At 66.7% G+C, this 13,736-nt stretch carries 13 protein-coding genes; all 13 read right to left on the bottom strand.

The annotated features are described in order from the left end of the window. Nucleotides 1-21: 21 nt before the first annotated feature. The 13 genes from ACNFCI_RS13395 to eutB all read right to left on the bottom strand — a co-directional run bounded on the left by ACNFCI_RS13395 (nucleotide 22) and on the right by eutB (nucleotide 13,508). The gene (locus ACNFCI_RS13395) at nucleotides 22-453 is read right to left on the bottom strand and encodes a glycine zipper domain-containing protein (protein WP_368830247.1); all 432 of its coding nucleotides are present in this window, start codon (nucleotides 451-453) and stop codon (nucleotides 22-24) included. 132 nt (nucleotides 454-585) lie between these two features. Then, entirely contained in the window at nucleotides 586-1,521 is a 936-nt protein-coding gene (locus tag ACNFCI_RS13390; RefSeq protein ID WP_084855753.1) for a cyclase family protein, read from the bottom strand. Between the two features lie 199 nt (nucleotides 1,522-1,720). Then, complete coding sequence (locus tag ACNFCI_RS13385; RefSeq protein WP_368829158.1) at nucleotides 1,721-2,707, bottom strand: alcohol dehydrogenase catalytic domain-containing protein; 987 nt, start codon at nucleotides 2,705-2,707, stop codon at nucleotides 1,721-1,723. A gap of 132 nt (nucleotides 2,708-2,839) precedes the next feature. After that, nucleotides 2,840-3,247: an SRPBCC family protein gene (locus ACNFCI_RS13380; protein ID WP_084855751.1), complete on the bottom strand. Its 408-nt coding sequence runs from the start codon at nucleotides 3,245-3,247 to the stop codon at nucleotides 2,840-2,842. 21 nt (nucleotides 3,248-3,268) lie between these two features. Further along, nucleotides 3,269-4,066 (bottom strand): SDR family NAD(P)-dependent oxidoreductase, encoded by a 798-nt coding sequence (locus ACNFCI_RS13375; protein ID WP_084855750.1) that lies wholly within the window; start codon nucleotides 4,064-4,066, stop codon nucleotides 3,269-3,271. An 86-nt stretch (nucleotides 4,067-4,152) separates the two neighbouring features. After that, nucleotides 4,153-5,064 (bottom strand): LysR substrate-binding domain-containing protein, encoded by a 912-nt coding sequence (locus ACNFCI_RS13370; protein ID WP_084855749.1) that lies wholly within the window; start codon nucleotides 5,062-5,064, stop codon nucleotides 4,153-4,155. A gap of 206 nt (nucleotides 5,065-5,270) precedes the next feature. After that, nucleotides 5,271-6,233: a ribonuclease Z gene (locus ACNFCI_RS13365; protein ID WP_368829157.1), complete on the bottom strand. Its 963-nt coding sequence runs from the start codon at nucleotides 6,231-6,233 to the stop codon at nucleotides 5,271-5,273. A 120-nt stretch (nucleotides 6,234-6,353) separates the two neighbouring features. Further along, complete coding sequence (locus tag ACNFCI_RS13360) at nucleotides 6,354-7,739, bottom strand: aspartate aminotransferase family protein (RefSeq protein WP_368829156.1); 1,386 nt, start codon at nucleotides 7,737-7,739, stop codon at nucleotides 6,354-6,356. 12 nt (nucleotides 7,740-7,751) lie between these two features. Continuing rightward, a complete protein-coding gene (locus tag ACNFCI_RS13355) occupies nucleotides 7,752-9,218 on the bottom strand; it encodes an NAD-dependent succinate-semialdehyde dehydrogenase (protein ID WP_368829155.1) in 1,467 nt (488 codons plus the stop codon). A gap of 44 nt (nucleotides 9,219-9,262) precedes the next feature. Further along, nucleotides 9,263-10,282, bottom strand: coding sequence for a N(2)-acetyl-L-2,4-diaminobutanoate deacetylase DoeB (doeB, locus tag ACNFCI_RS13350; RefSeq protein WP_368829154.1), 1,020 nt, complete (start codon nucleotides 10,280-10,282; stop codon nucleotides 9,263-9,265). 4 nt (nucleotides 10,283-10,286) lie between these two features. Next, nucleotides 10,287-11,477 (bottom strand): ectoine hydrolase DoeA, encoded by a 1,191-nt coding sequence (gene doeA / locus ACNFCI_RS13345; protein ID WP_368829153.1) that lies wholly within the window; start codon nucleotides 11,475-11,477, stop codon nucleotides 10,287-10,289. Nucleotides 11,478-11,510: 33 nt separating this feature from the next. Then, nucleotides 11,511-12,503 carry an ectoine utilization protein EutC gene (gene eutC, locus ACNFCI_RS13340; RefSeq protein WP_368829152.1) on the bottom strand — a complete coding sequence of 331 codons (993 nt, stop codon included), beginning with the start codon at nucleotides 12,501-12,503 and terminating at the stop codon, nucleotides 11,511-11,513. 33 nt (nucleotides 12,504-12,536) lie between these two features. After that, nucleotides 12,537-13,508 carry a hydroxyectoine utilization dehydratase EutB gene (eutB, locus tag ACNFCI_RS13335; protein ID WP_084855742.1) on the bottom strand — a complete coding sequence of 324 codons (972 nt, stop codon included), beginning with the start codon at nucleotides 13,506-13,508 and terminating at the stop codon, nucleotides 12,537-12,539. Nucleotides 13,509-13,736: the final 228 nt, after the last annotated feature.

The following is a 13,736-nucleotide window of genomic DNA, read 5'->3' as shown; positions in this document are numbered from 1 at the left end:
CTGCGGGAGCGGTTGGAGCGGTCAGTCGTGGTGCTTGTGCTTATGCTTGTGCTTGTGTTTCTTGCCGGAGTTGTGGCTGCCGTGGTGGTGGTCGTCATCAGCCATGCTATTGCCGATGGCGCTGCCTGCCGCACCGCCGAGGCCGGCACCGATGGCGCCGCCGGTGGAACCACCGACCTTGTTGCCGATCACCTGGCCGCCGGCCGCGCCGAGGCCGCCACCAATCGCTGCCTCGGTCTTCTTGCCATGCTTGGCCGACACTGCGCCGCCTGCCGCACCGCCCACACCGGCACCGATCGCGGCACCTGTGCTGCCGCCGATCGCCTGGCCGACCACGCTACCCAGGGCACCGCCGACACCGCCGCCGACAGCGGTATTGGTGGTTTCACCGGCGAGGGTGTAGGGGGCCGACATCAAGGTGAACAGTGCAATTACAGGAAAGGACTTACGCATTTCTATCAATCTCTGGATGGAACGAAGGTGCGAAGTCTGCTGGGTGCGAGGGGGGCGGTCAATGGAAGCTTGTCGGGGAGCCTGGTTCAGGGCCACTGTGTGGCCCATCACAGGGCAACGGCTATTTGAAACTCAGTGGATAGCCACCGGGTTGATGTTGACCTGGGTCGAGCCCTTGTACAGCGGCTGGCCCAGCACGAACAGGAACTCGTAGGCCTTGTCACGCACCAGGGCACGGGTGTCGATCAGCTCCAGGTTGTAGATGCCGCGCTTGGCCAGCATGAACTGGTTGACCGGGAACTCTTCGCCGGTGGGGTTGGGGTAGACCTCCGAGGCCCAGGTGTCACCGCCGAAGGCTACGATGCCCTGGTCGGCCAGCCACTGGGCGGCCGGCAGGTCGATGCCGGGCTCGGTGGCGAGGAACTGCTGGTTGTCCTTGCCGATCAGTTCCAGCCAGCCGGTGTTGAACAGCACCACGTCGCCTTTGCGCAGGGTGATGCCTTGCTTCTTCAGCACAGCCTTGACGTCATCGACGGTGAACGAAGTGCCGCCGGGTACGATGGCCTTGCCGTAGTAGGCGGTCATGTCCAGCACTACGCCGCGGGTGACCATCGGCGGAACCTTCTCGACCCCAAGCTTGGTCACGCCTTCGACGGTGACGAAATCGGCGGCCTTGTTGCCATTGTAGTAGACGTTGTCGATACCGATGTGGCCGATGCCGTTGAGCTGGGTGCCGACGCCGGTCCAGCCGTTGACCAGCTCGTCGTTGAAGCTGAACTTGTTCTTGCCCAGGGTCTGGCCGGCCTGTTCGCCGGGCTGGATGTTGTAGAGGTGGAAGCTGCGGTGGCGGAAGGCAGGCAGGTCCTTGCTCACAGGCACGGCGAGAGGGTAGGTCTTGCCGGTCTTGACCAGGCCGACGGCTTGTTTGACCACTTCGGGGGTAAGCAGGTTGGCCGCGCCGATCTCATCGTTGTGGCCATAGGGGGATTGCTGCCAGTCGGCGGCCAGGGCGACCTGGGTGGTGGCGGCCAGGGCAGTGGCGAGCAGCAGGGGTTTGAAATAGTTCATCGGGTTTCTCCTGAAAGCGGTGTGATGTCAGGAGCCGATTCTGGGCGGGGATGGGTGGGGGAAAAAGCGGGTCGGGGGACAATGACATTTGTTCTGGGAACAAAGATGAGCGCTTGATCATGGAGTGGGGGGCGCTTTTGGCGCCCCCATTCGCGGGGCAAGCCCGCTCCTACAAGGGCCCGACAGCAGGCCGAGGCGGTCACTCGAGCGTGGCCACCCACTTCCCGGAGGAGCTGCCTTCCTTGAGCTGGCGCAGCGCCGCCGGCAGCGTTTCGAAGGCAAAGTCCAGGCGCTGCGGGGGCAGCAGTTGACCCTCGGCAACCTTCTGCAGCAAACGCTCACCGGCCATCTTCAAGGCCTGGCGATCGACCAGGCGGCCATGGGCGTGGATGCTGTTGAGGGCCACTTCATGCAATGAGATCGCCGTGCTGAAGGCAGGCAGCGGCGCGTTTTCCTGGCGATCCTGAATGCACACCAGGTGGCCGTTGTAACCCAACAGGTGGGCCAGGCTCGCGGCATGGGCGCCACTGACGGTGTCGAACAGCGCATGCAGCGGGCGCTCGCCCAGGGCGGCCTGCAGGTGTGCCTGCCAGTCGCCGTTGCGGTAGTCGAATACCCCGACCACACCCAGGGCCTTGAGGCGGGCGTGGTGCTTCTCGCCCGCCGTGGCCCAGACCCGCAGGCCCTGCTGCACGGCGAGCTGGACGAGATAGAACGCCACCGCGCCGCCGGCACCGATCACCAGCACATCGCGGGAGGCGCCGTCGGCGACCTTGGCCAGGGCCTGCCAGGCAGTGAGTGCGGGACAGGGCACGGCAGCCGCAGCGGCGATGTCCAGGTTGGCCGGGATGTGCATCACCAGGCTGGCATCGAGCAGGCAGTATTCGGCAAAGCTGCCATCGCGAGACAGCGACTGGTGGTAGGCGACGCGGGCGCCCATTGGCAGGTCGACCCCGTCACCGACGGCAACGACGACTCCGGCGCCGTCCACACCCGGCACGGTGCCCTGGTGCCAGTCGGCATGGCCCCATTCGCAGATTTTCCAGTCCACCGGGTTGAGGGCGATGGCACGGTTGGACACCAGCACTTGGCCAGGGCCGGGTTGGGGCACGGGTTTGTCGATGAGTGCCAGGCCGTCCAGGCCGGCGCCCGGGGTCCAGCCCCAGGTACGATGAGTGGTGGGCATGGGTAATCCTCTTGGCAGCAAGAGGGGAAGGGTAACGAGGTGCAGCGAGGGGAAACAGCGGGGGTCGGGCAAAGGTGTATTGAACACAGGTCATCAATGGCCAGGGGCCGCGGCGCGGCCCCTGGGTGTCCCTCAACCCAGGCTCTTGGCCAGGGCCTGGAGGCCACCTTCATAGATGCCCTTGAACAGCGCCACGGCTTCGTCGTCGCTCACGCCGACCGGGGTGAACTCCCCCAGCCATTCCACCAGGCTGCCCTGGCCGTCAGCCTTGACACGCAGGGTCGACAGGTAGCCGGTCACCGGGAACGGGCTGGTCAGGATCGAGTAGCTGTAGCTGCGCTGCGTTTCATCGAAGGCCATCAGACGCTCGACGATGCTGTTGCCGTCCGGGTCTTTCAGCGAGCGCACGCGGCCGCCTTCACTGGACAGGCTTTCAGGGATGAATGGCAGCCAGTCGGGCAGGCTGTCGAAGCCGCCGATAAGGGCCCAGACGTGTTCAGGGCTGTGGTTGGTTTTCAGGGAAGCGTAGGCGTTTGCCATGATGGAAATCTCCAGTTGAATTCAGATAGCGAGGCTGTCGACCACACCGCCGTCGACCCGCAGGGCGGCGCCGGTGGTGGCGGAGGAGTAAGGGGAGGCGAGGTAGACCACCAGGTGGGCGACTTCGTCGACGTCGGCGGCACGCTGGATGATCGAGCTCGGGCGCGCGGTGCGCACGAAGTTGTCCGCCTCGTCACGGATGCTACGGCCGGAGGCCTTGGCGGCATCGGCGACCAGGGCGGCGACGCCGTCGGTCATGGTCGGGCCAGGCAGCACCGCGTTGACGGTGACGCCAGTGCCGGCCAGGCGCTTGGCCAGACCATGCGATACCGCCAGGTTGGCAGCCTTGGTGACGCCGTAGTTGATCATGTCCGCCGGGATGGCGATGCCCGATTCCGAGGAGATGAACAGGATCCGACCCCAACCTTTCTCGACCATGCCCGGGGCATAGTGACGGGCCAGGCGTACGCCGGAGAGGACGTTGGTGTCGTAGAAGCGGGCCCACTCGCTGTCGGGGACTTCGAAGAAGTCGACATCGTCATAGATGCCCAGGTTGTTGACCAGAATGTCGGCCTTGGGGTGGGCGGCGAACAAGGTGTCGGCACCGGCGGCGGTGCCCAGGTCGGCGACCACGCCGTGAACCTGGCCACGCCCACCTTGGGCGCGCAGTTCGGCGAGGGCGGCATCAACCGATTTCTGGCTACGGCCGGCGATGACCACGTCGGCATGGGCGCGGGCCAGGCCGCGGGCGATGGCCAGACCAATACCGCCGGTCGAGCCGCTGATGATGGCGGTACGTCCGCCGAGGTCGATGTTCATGGAATGGCTCCTGTGGATGAGTTGCATCGATGGGAGCCATGCTAGTGACGCGCGCCAAGACTGTAAAAGACATAATTCGACTGAGTTCAGACCTCTGCGGTCTTTTCTGCCAATGCCAGCACCTGCTCGCGGAAAATCCCCACAATAGGTCGCAGGTCCACCTGGTGCCAGGCCGCCCACAGCTTCACGCAAGGCCGGAACCAGTCCAGCTCGCGCAGCACCACGGTCGGGCCGGCGCTGGTCGAGAGGCTGCTTTGCACCATGGCCAGGCCAAGGCCTGCAGAGACCAGGCCGAGTACGCTCAGCGGGTCGGAGGCTTCCAGCGCCAGGCGCGGGGTGAAGCCGGCATCGCCGCAGCGGGCGATGAAGTCGTCGCGTTTGTTGATCTGGTCCGGTTGGCCGCCAGTGATGATCCACTCCTGTTCATGCAGGTCGGCGGGCGTGAGTGTAGCCTTGGCCGCCAGCGGGTGCGCGGCGGGGATTGCCAGCAGCATCGGGTCGTCCAGCACTGATTGGGCGCGCAGGTCAGGGTCGTGTTCGGGGGGCGGTTCGCAGACCAGGGCAATGTCGATGCTGCGTTGGCGCAGGCCTTCGAACTGCTCGCGCGGGGTCATGTTGTACAGGACGATGTGGATCTGCGGGCGCTCGCTGCGGATCGCCCGCACCGCCCCCGGCAGCACGCCGGCGTGGATGGCATGGTTGACGTAGCCGATGCACAGGCCGCCTTCCTCGCCACGGCCCAGGCGCTTGCCCAGCGACTCCAGGCGCTCGGCATGCTTGAGCAGGCCGCGGGCTTCGGACAGAAAGGTACGCCCGTCGTTGGTCAGGAACAGCCGCTGGTTGCGACGCTCGAACAGGGCCAGGCCCAGGTGCTCTTCCAGCTGGGCGATCTGCCGGCTCAGGGGAGACTGCGAGATATGCAGCTGCTCGGCGGCGCGGCCGACGTTTTCACATTCGGCGACGGCGACGAAGTAGCGCAGTTGACGTAGATCTTGCATAAGACCTCCAGGGGCTTAACTTCTGCAAATTATGCTCGCTGAGGTCTGGGTCTGCCAGCGCTTTGCACTGGCTCCCACAGGGGCAGCATTGGCCGCTTGTTCTCTGCGCGACAGCGCAGCCCGAAGGGCTGGGTAATCTCCCACCGAGATTGTGCCGCTCTCAAGACTTGCGAGGTCCCTGTGGGGGCGGCTGGTGGAGGGTTCGGTTAATCGCCCAGCGGTACGAGCCGCCCATCGCGCCCCATGTGGTAACGCTGCAGGTCCTTGGCCAGGATCAGGTTGCCGCTGTAGTGCGCCATCGCTTCGGCGCGCACATCCTCGATGGATGGGCTGCGCCGCGGGTTGGGCTGGTAGCGCGCACTGAAGTGCGTGAGCACCAGGTTGCCGATGCCGGCCGCCTCTGCGAACTGCGCCACGGCCGCAGCGGTGCTGTGGCCGAAGGTCACCTGGGTGCGCTCGACGATCGGCTGGGTGAAGGTCGCTTCGTGCACCAGCACATCCACGTCCTGGGCGACGTCTGCGAGCAATTGCGGGGTGTCGTTGTCGCCACAGACGATGATCCGCCGTGGCGGGCGCGACGGGCGTAGGTAGTCCAGGGCGTTCAGTGCGCGGCCTTCATGCTGCACCGGGTTGCCGTGGGCCAGCTCGCCCCACAATGGGCCGCGGGGGATGCCGTCGGCCTCCAGGCGCGCGATGTCCAGGCGTGGTTCGGGGTTGATCTCGGTGAACACGAAACCATGGCTGGGTACCCGGTGCGACAGCGGCACGGTGCTGACCTGGATATTGTCGTTGCGCCAGGTGCCGAGGTCTTCGAGGGCCAGCAGGCGCAGTTCGAATGGCAGGTAGGTGTGGCTGACGGCCAGGCCCAGGCGCAGCCAGTCGTGCAGTGCGGCAGGCAGGATCAGGTCCAGTGGCTGGGTACGCCCGGACATGCCGGCACTGGCCAGCAGCCCCGGCAAGCCGAAGCAATGGTCGCCATGCACGTGGGTGATGAACACGCCGCGCAGGTCGCGGATCGACAGGGAGGTATGCAGCAGCTGGTGCTGGGTGGCCTCGCCGCAGTCCACCAGGTACCAGTGGCTGCCCGTGGCTTCGATGACGGCGGTGCCGGTGACATTGCGGGCCTTGGTGGGCACGCCGGCGGAAGTGCCCAGAAACTGCAGGTCCATTGGCTGGCTCCTTTGCGGGTCGCAGGTCGGGTTATTGTACGACCATGCGCACGGGCAGGAAGTCAGTCGTTGTCGGTGTTGGCCCTATCGCCGGCTTGCCGGCGATAGGGCCAGGACATCTCAACCCAACACTTTCCCCGCCACTTCATCCACCGCTGCCTTGGTGATGGCCACGATGCGCTCGGCATCTTGCTTGTCCAGCACCAGCGGTGGGGCAAAGCCGAGGATATCGCCGTGGGGCATGGCGCGGGCGATCATGCCGCGTTCCAGGCACGCTGCCGACACCTGCGGGCCCACCTTCAGCGCCGGGTCGAACGCAGTGCGGGCCTCGCGGTCGGCCATGAATTCCACCGCGCAGAGCATGCCGTCGCCGCGCACCTCGCCCACCAGCGGGTGGCCCTCGAAGGTTTCGCGCATGCGCTGATTGAGGTAGGCGCCGACCACCTCGGCGTTGCCGGTCAGGTCCTCGCGCTCGAGAATGTCCAGGTTGGCCAGGGCCGCCGCGGCGCAGATCGGGTGGCCCGAGTAGGTCCAGCCGTGGCCCATGGGGCCCGCCTTCTGCGAGCCTTCCTCGATCACGCTCCATACCTTCTCGCCGACGATCACTGCCGACAGCGGTGCATAGGCGCTGGTCAGCCCCTTGGCGGTGGTGATCAGGTCCGGGCGGATACCGTAGCGCTGGCTGCCCATCTTCGAGCCCAGGCGGCCGAAGGCGCACACCACTTCGTCGGCGATCAGCAGCACGTCGTAGCGGTCCAGCACGGCCTGGATCGCCGCCCAGTAGCCCTTGGGCGGGACGATGATGCCACCGGTGCCCATCAACGGTTCGCCGATGAAGGCGGCGACCGTGTCGGGGCCTTCGGCGAGGATGAGCTTTTCCAGCTCGTCGGCGCAGTAGCGCACGAAGGCCTGCTCGTCCATGCCGGCGGGGGCCTTGCGGTACCAATGCGGGCAGACGGTGTGGGTGACGCCCGCCACCGGCAGGTCGAAGTGCTGGTGGAAGCTGGGCAGGCCGGTGAGGCTGCCGGTCATGATGCCCGAGCCATGGTAGCCACGGTCGCGGGAGATGATCTTCTTCTTGTTCGGGCGTCCGAGGATGTTGTTGTAGTAGCGCACCAGCTTGACCTGGGTCTCGTTGGCGTCGGAGCCGGAGAGGCCGTAGTAGACCTTCTTCATGCCCGCAGGCGCCCAGTCGATGATGCGGCTGGAGAGCTCGATGATCGCCTCGGTGGAGTGGCCCACGTAGGTGTGGTAGTACGCCAGCTCCTTGGCTTGGCGATGGATCGCGTCGGCCACTTCGATGCGGCCGTAGCCGATGTTCACGCAGTACAGGCCGGCGAAGGCGTCGATCAGTTCGCGGCCTTCGTGGTCACGCAGGCGGATGCCCTCGGCGCCGGTGATGATCCGCCCCTTGAGCGCGCCGCTGGCATGGTCATGGGCGTGGGTGGACGGGTGCATGAAGTGGGCACGGTCTTGCTCGAACAGCTGGTTGTATTCGGGGTTCATGGCAAACACTCCTTAGAATTGACCTTGGTGGTGCACGCAGAAATATTTGGTCTCGACGAAGGGCTCGAAGCCCTCGATGCCGCCTTCGCGGCCCAGGCCCGAAGCCTTCATGCCGCCGAACGGGATGGGATGGCCGGTGAACTTCACGCCGTTGACCGCGACCATGGCGTGGTCCAGGCGGCGGATCAGCGGGTGCACCACGTCCAGGCGGTTGGAGCAGATGTAGGCGGCCAGGCCGTACTCGGTGTCGTTAGCCATCTCGATGGCCTGTTCCAGGGTTTCGAAGGGCATCACCCCGGCGATGGGCGCGAAGTTTTCTTCCTGGTAGATGCGCATGGCCGGCGTCACGTCCGCCAGCACGGTGGGCTGGTAGAACCAGCCGCCCAAGGCATGGGCCTCGCCGCCCACCAGGCGGCGGGCGCCCTTGGCGATGGCATCCTCGACCCGCGCCACCGTGGCGTCGAAGGCGCCCTGGTGCATCAGCGGGCCGACGTCGGACGGGGTCTCCTGGCCGTCGACCATCGCCGGCCCCACGCGCAGGGCCCGCACCGCCTCGGCGAAGCGCACGAGGAAGGCCTCGTACAGTGGGCGCTGGACCATGATGCGGTTGGCCGCGCAGCAGTCCTGGCCGGAGGTCTGGAACTTGGCGGCCACGGCGACCTTCACCGCCAGGTCCAGGTCGGCGTCGGCGCAGACGATGAAGGGGGCATTGCCGCCCAGCTCCAGGGCGACCTTCTTCACATCATGGGCCGCTGCCTGCAGCACCAGCTTGCCGACCCGGGTGGAGCCGGTGAAGCTGACCGAGCGCACCCGCGGGTCGCGCACCAGGGTTTCCATGGCCATCTGCGGCTCGCCGATAACTACGTTGAACACGCCCGGCGGCAGGCCTGCGTCCTCGGCCAGCTGGGCCAATGCCAGGGCCGAGTAGGGCGTCTCGTGGGCCGGCTTGACCACCACGGTGCAGCCGGCGGCCATGGCCGCGGCGGCTTTGCGGGTGATCATGGCGCTGGGGAAGTTCCAGGGCGTGAGCAGCGCGCACACACCTACCGGTTCCTTCACCGTGCCAAGGTCGGCGCCGGGGATATGGCTGGGGATGGTCTGGCCGTACAGGCGACGCGCCTGTTCGGCGAACCAGGGAATGAAGCTGGCGGCATAGGCGATTTCACCGCGTGCCTCGGCTAGGGGCTTGCCTTGCTCCTGGCTGAGGATGCGCGCCAGGGCCTCCTGGTGTGCGAGGATCAGTTCACCCCAGCGGCGCAGCAGCGTCACACGTTCCTCCAGGCGCAGGTTGCGCCAGGGTGTGAAGGCGCGCTGGGCGGCGTCCACCGCAGCGACGATCTGCTCGTGGTCGAGCAGCGGCACATGGCCGATGGTCTGGCGGTTGGCCGGGTCGAGGACGGCGATGCTGCTACCGCTGGTGCTGTGCAGCCATTGGCCGTCCACGTGGCACAGTTGCTTGAACGGGTATTCGTCTGACATGAGCTGTTCTCCCATACCTCTTGTTGTCGTTGCGTCCGCTGGGGCTAGGCCAACACGTCGGCAATCACCGCCAAGGTGTCGCCGCACTGCACCAGCCCGGGGAAATGCCGGGCGGCCAGCAGGCCGTCGCGGCGTGCGCGGTATTCCACTGGTGCGCTGCCGGTGCGGCGAATGTCATGGATGCGGGCAATCACTTCGCCTTGGTGCACCTGCTCGCCCAGATCGCGGCACATTTCCAGCAGGCCGTCGTGCTCGCAGGCGATGAAGCAGTCGCCGTCGGGCATGTCGAGCATGATCGACTCGGCGGGCGTCACTTCGCCCTGGAGGATGCCGGCGTGCACCAGCAGGTTGCGCACGCCGCGCTCGGCCAAGGCGATGCTGCGTGCGGTCGAGGTGCCGCCGCCGCCCAGTTCGGTGGTGACGAACACCTTGCCCTGGGCCTCGGCGGCAGTGTCGTACATGGCCTGGGCGTCGAGTTCGAGCATGCGCATGGCATAGGGCGCGGCGAATGCCCGCATGCCCGCTTCGCAGCGTGCCTGCTGGGCCTTGTCGGGCAGCACGTGGCAGGCAGCGAACGGCAGGAAGTCCAGGGTGCGGCCGCCGGAGTGGATGTCCAGCACCACGTCGGCCAGGGGCAGCAGGGTGCGCCGGAAGTAATCGGCGATCTTCTGCGTGACCGTGCCGTCGGGCTTGCCCGGGAAGCTGCGGTTGAGGTTGCCCTGGTCGATCGGCGATGTACGGGTGCCGGCATGGAACGCCGGGGTGTTCATGAACGGCACGATGATCACCCGACCCGAAATCGCTTCGGCGCGCAGCTGCTGGGCCAGCTTGCACAACGCCACCGGGCCTTCGTACTCATCGCCATGGTTGCCGCCGGTGAGCAGGGCGGTAGGCCCTGCGCCGTGCTTGACCACGGTGATGGGGATCATCACCGCGCCCCAGGCCGAGTCGTCGCGCGAGTAGGGCAGCTTGAGGAAGCCGTGCTGTACGCCGTCGCGAGTGAAGTCCACGGTGCTGCTGATCGGGTTGGCCACCTCGGTGGCGGTGTCCGTGAATGCGTTCATGGCGTTAGTCCTTGACGAACAGCTGGCGCGGCACGTTGCACAGGGTTTCTACCCCGGTCTCGGTGATCAGGATGCTTTCGGTGATCTCCAGGCCCCAGTCGTCCATCCACAGCCCCGGCATGAAGTGGAAGGTCATGCCCGGTTGCAACACGCTGGTGTCGCTGGGGCGCAGGCTCATGGTGCGCTCGCCCCAATCCGGCGGGTAACTGATGCCGATCGGGTAGCCGCAGCGGCTGTCCTTATGGATGCCGAACTTCTCCAGCACCTTGAAGAAGGCCCGGGCGATGTCGCCGGTGGTATTGCCGGGGCGGGCTGCTTCCAGGCCGGCGGCGATGCCCTCGACCACGGCCTTCTCGCCGTCGAGGAAGTGCTGCGGCGGCTTGCCCAGATACACCGTGCGCGACAGCGGGCAGTGGTAGCGTTTGTAGCAGCCGGCGATCTCGAAGAAGGTGCCGGCGCCGCGGGTGAAGGGCGAATCGTCCCAGGTCAGGTGCGGGGCGCTGGCGTCGGCGCCGGTCGGCAGCAGGGGCACGATGGCAGGGTAGTCGCCGCCATGGCCGTCCACGCCGAGGATGCCGCTGCTGTAGATCTCGGCCACCAGTTCGTTCTTGCGCATGCCCGGTTCGATACGCTCGAGGATGCGCCCGTGCATCTGCTCGACGATACGCGCGGCGATGCGCATGTATTCGATTTCCTGGGGCGACTTCACCGCCCGCTGCCAGTTGACCAGCCCGGCGGCGTCGTTGAAGGTCGCCTGGGGCAGCTGCCGGTACAGGGCCTGGTAGGCCGCGGCGCTGAAGTAGTAGTTGTCCATCTCCACGCCGATGTTGAGCGCCCCCCAGCCCTTGGCCAGGATCACTTCCCGGCACAGGTAGTCCATCGGGTGACGTTCGCGCGACTGCACGTAGATGTCCGGGTAGCCGACGATATTGTCGTGGTTCATGAACACCGTGCGCTTGGCGCCGTTGGCGTCCTGGCCGCGGCCGAACCAGATCGGCTCGCCGTCCAGCGCCAGCAGCACGCACTGGTGCACGTAGAACGACCAGCCGTCATAGCCGGTGAGCCAGGCCATGTTCGACGGATCGGTGACCAGCAACAGCTCCAGGCCCTGCGCCTGCATGGCGGCGCGGGTCTTGGCCAGGCGCTGGGCGTACTCTTGCCGACTGAACGGCAGGTTGACCACTGACTGAGACATTGCAATGCCCTCTGATGAGTGGGGTGGGGAGGTTCAACTGTTGAATGCCAGGCCCTTGCCTGCGGCGCGGGCGCGCTGGAAGGCGAGGTTGGCGATGGCGGTGTCCTGGGCGCCGGTGCCGGTCAGGTCGCACAGGGTGACCTGGCTGGCATCGGTGCGGCCGGGTTGCTGGCCGGCGACCACCTGGCCGAGTTCGCACAGGGCGGCCTCGTCGGTGACCGTGCCGGCGCGCAAGGCGTGGTGTAGCTCGCCCAGTACGCGGGTCTGGCCGAGGCGGTCGGCGACATAGCGGTCGACCTGGGCCAGCACTTGCGGGGCGATCTCGTTCTTGTGCTCGGCGTCCGACCCCATGGCGGTGATGTGCAGGCCCGGTTGCAGGTGACGGGGCTGGATCAGCGGTTCGCGGCTGGGCGTGCAGGTGAGCGCGATGTCCACGCCCTGCATGGCCTGGTCGATGCTGTCGCACAGCGCCAGTTGCAACGTGCCGTCGCGGCCCAGTTCATCGGCCAGCGCCGCGGCCTTGGCCGGGTCGCGGGCCCACAGCTGCACCCGCTCGATCGGCCGCACCAGGCGCAGCGCCTGCAGTTGCAGGCGGGCCTGCTCGCCACTGCCGATCAGGGCCACGCAGCGGCTGTCCTCGCGGGCCAGCCAGCGCGCCGCCACCGCGCCCGCCGCGGCGGTGCGCACGGCGGTGAGGTAGCCGTTGTCCAGCAGCAGGGCGTCGAGCAGGCCGGTGCGTGCCGAGAGCAGCATCATCATGCCGTTGAGGCTGGGCAGGCCAAGGCTGGGGTTGTCGAAGAAGCCCGGGCTGACCTTGATCGCGAAACGCTCGATGCCCGGCAGGTAGGCGGTCTTCACGTCCACCTCACCGTTGTGCTCGGGCACGTCCAGACGCAGGATCGGCGGCATGGCTACGTTGGCCGTGGCCAGCAGGGCGAAGGCCTGCTCGACGGTATCGACTGCGGCGCGGTCGAGGGTGATGCAGTCTCGCAGGTCGGCTTCGTTGAGCAAGGTGATGGCCGGCATCGGTGAACCTCCAGTGAGCGAAAAGGGAAAACCTCAGGCGTTGTCGCCGTTCATCACCCGCAGGTGCTGGGCGGTGTCGACGTTGCGCCCGCTGACCACCACCACGATCGGCCCGCGCGCCGGCACCAGGCCGTCGAGCAGGGCGGCGATACCCACCGCGCCGGCCCCTTCTAGCACTTGGCGCTCCTGGTGGTAGGCATGGCGCAGGCCCGCTGCGATGGACGCTTCCTCGAGCAGGTGCAGATGGTCGAGCAGGCGCTGGGTGAGGGCGAAGGTATGGCGGTTGTCCAGGCCTATGCCGCCGCCCAGGGAGTCGGCCAACGTCGGCAGCTCCTGCACCTCGAGCGGATGCCCGGCCTGCAGGCTGGCGTGCATGGCGGCACCCCGGCGCATGCTGATGCCATGGGTGGTGATGGCCGGGTTGAGACCCTTGAGGGCCAGGGCCACGCCGGCGAACAGGCCGCCGCCGGAGAGGGGCACCAGCACCTGGCTGACGTCGGGCAACTGTTCGATGATCTCCAGGCCCAGGGTGCCCTGGCCGGCAATGACGGCAGGGTGGTCGAAGGGCGGCACCAGCGCGGCGCCCTGTTCCTCGGCATGACGCTGGGCGGCGTGCTGGGCGTCGTCCTGGGAGAGGCCGACGATGCACACCTCGGCGCCCAGGTCGCGAATCGCCTGGACCTTGTTGGCCGGCACCAACTGCGACAGATAGATGGTCGCCTGCACGCCCAGTTGCGAGGCCGCGAAGGCCAGCGCCCGGCCATGGTTGCCGGTGGAGGCGGTGACCACGCCGCGTGCCCGTTGCTGTTCACCCAGGCAGGCCACGGCGTTGCTCGCGCCGCGCAGTTTGAAGCTGCCGGTGAGCTGCTGGGATTCGAGTTTCAGGTACACCGGCACGCCGACCAGGCGGCTCAGGCTCGGCGAATGTTCCAGCGGCGTGCGACGCACGAGCCCCTGGATGCGCTGGTGGGCAAGGTGGATATCGTGAAGCGAAAGCTCTGACATGACCGCATCCCAACGAGTGACCGGGTGTTGGGCGGAGTCTAAGAGCGGCAAATTGTCGTGATGAATGTACTAGGTCAATTTGCCGGACATTTTTTTGGACCGCCGTCGGCAGCGATCGCAGCACCCTGTGGGAGCGGGCTGCATTGGCCGCTTGTTCTCTGCGCGACAGCGCAGCCCGAAGGGCTGGGTAATCTCCCACAGGCCTCTGATAAATCAATGGGTTATATA

This window comes from Pseudomonas sp. NY15356 (genome assembly GCF_048068175.1).
Classification (GTDB): Bacteria; Pseudomonadota; Gammaproteobacteria; order Pseudomonadales; family Pseudomonadaceae; genus Aquipseudomonas; species Aquipseudomonas putida_K.
Note: the sequence above shows the minus strand (reverse complement) of the source record. Positions and strands in the feature narration are given on the sequence as shown.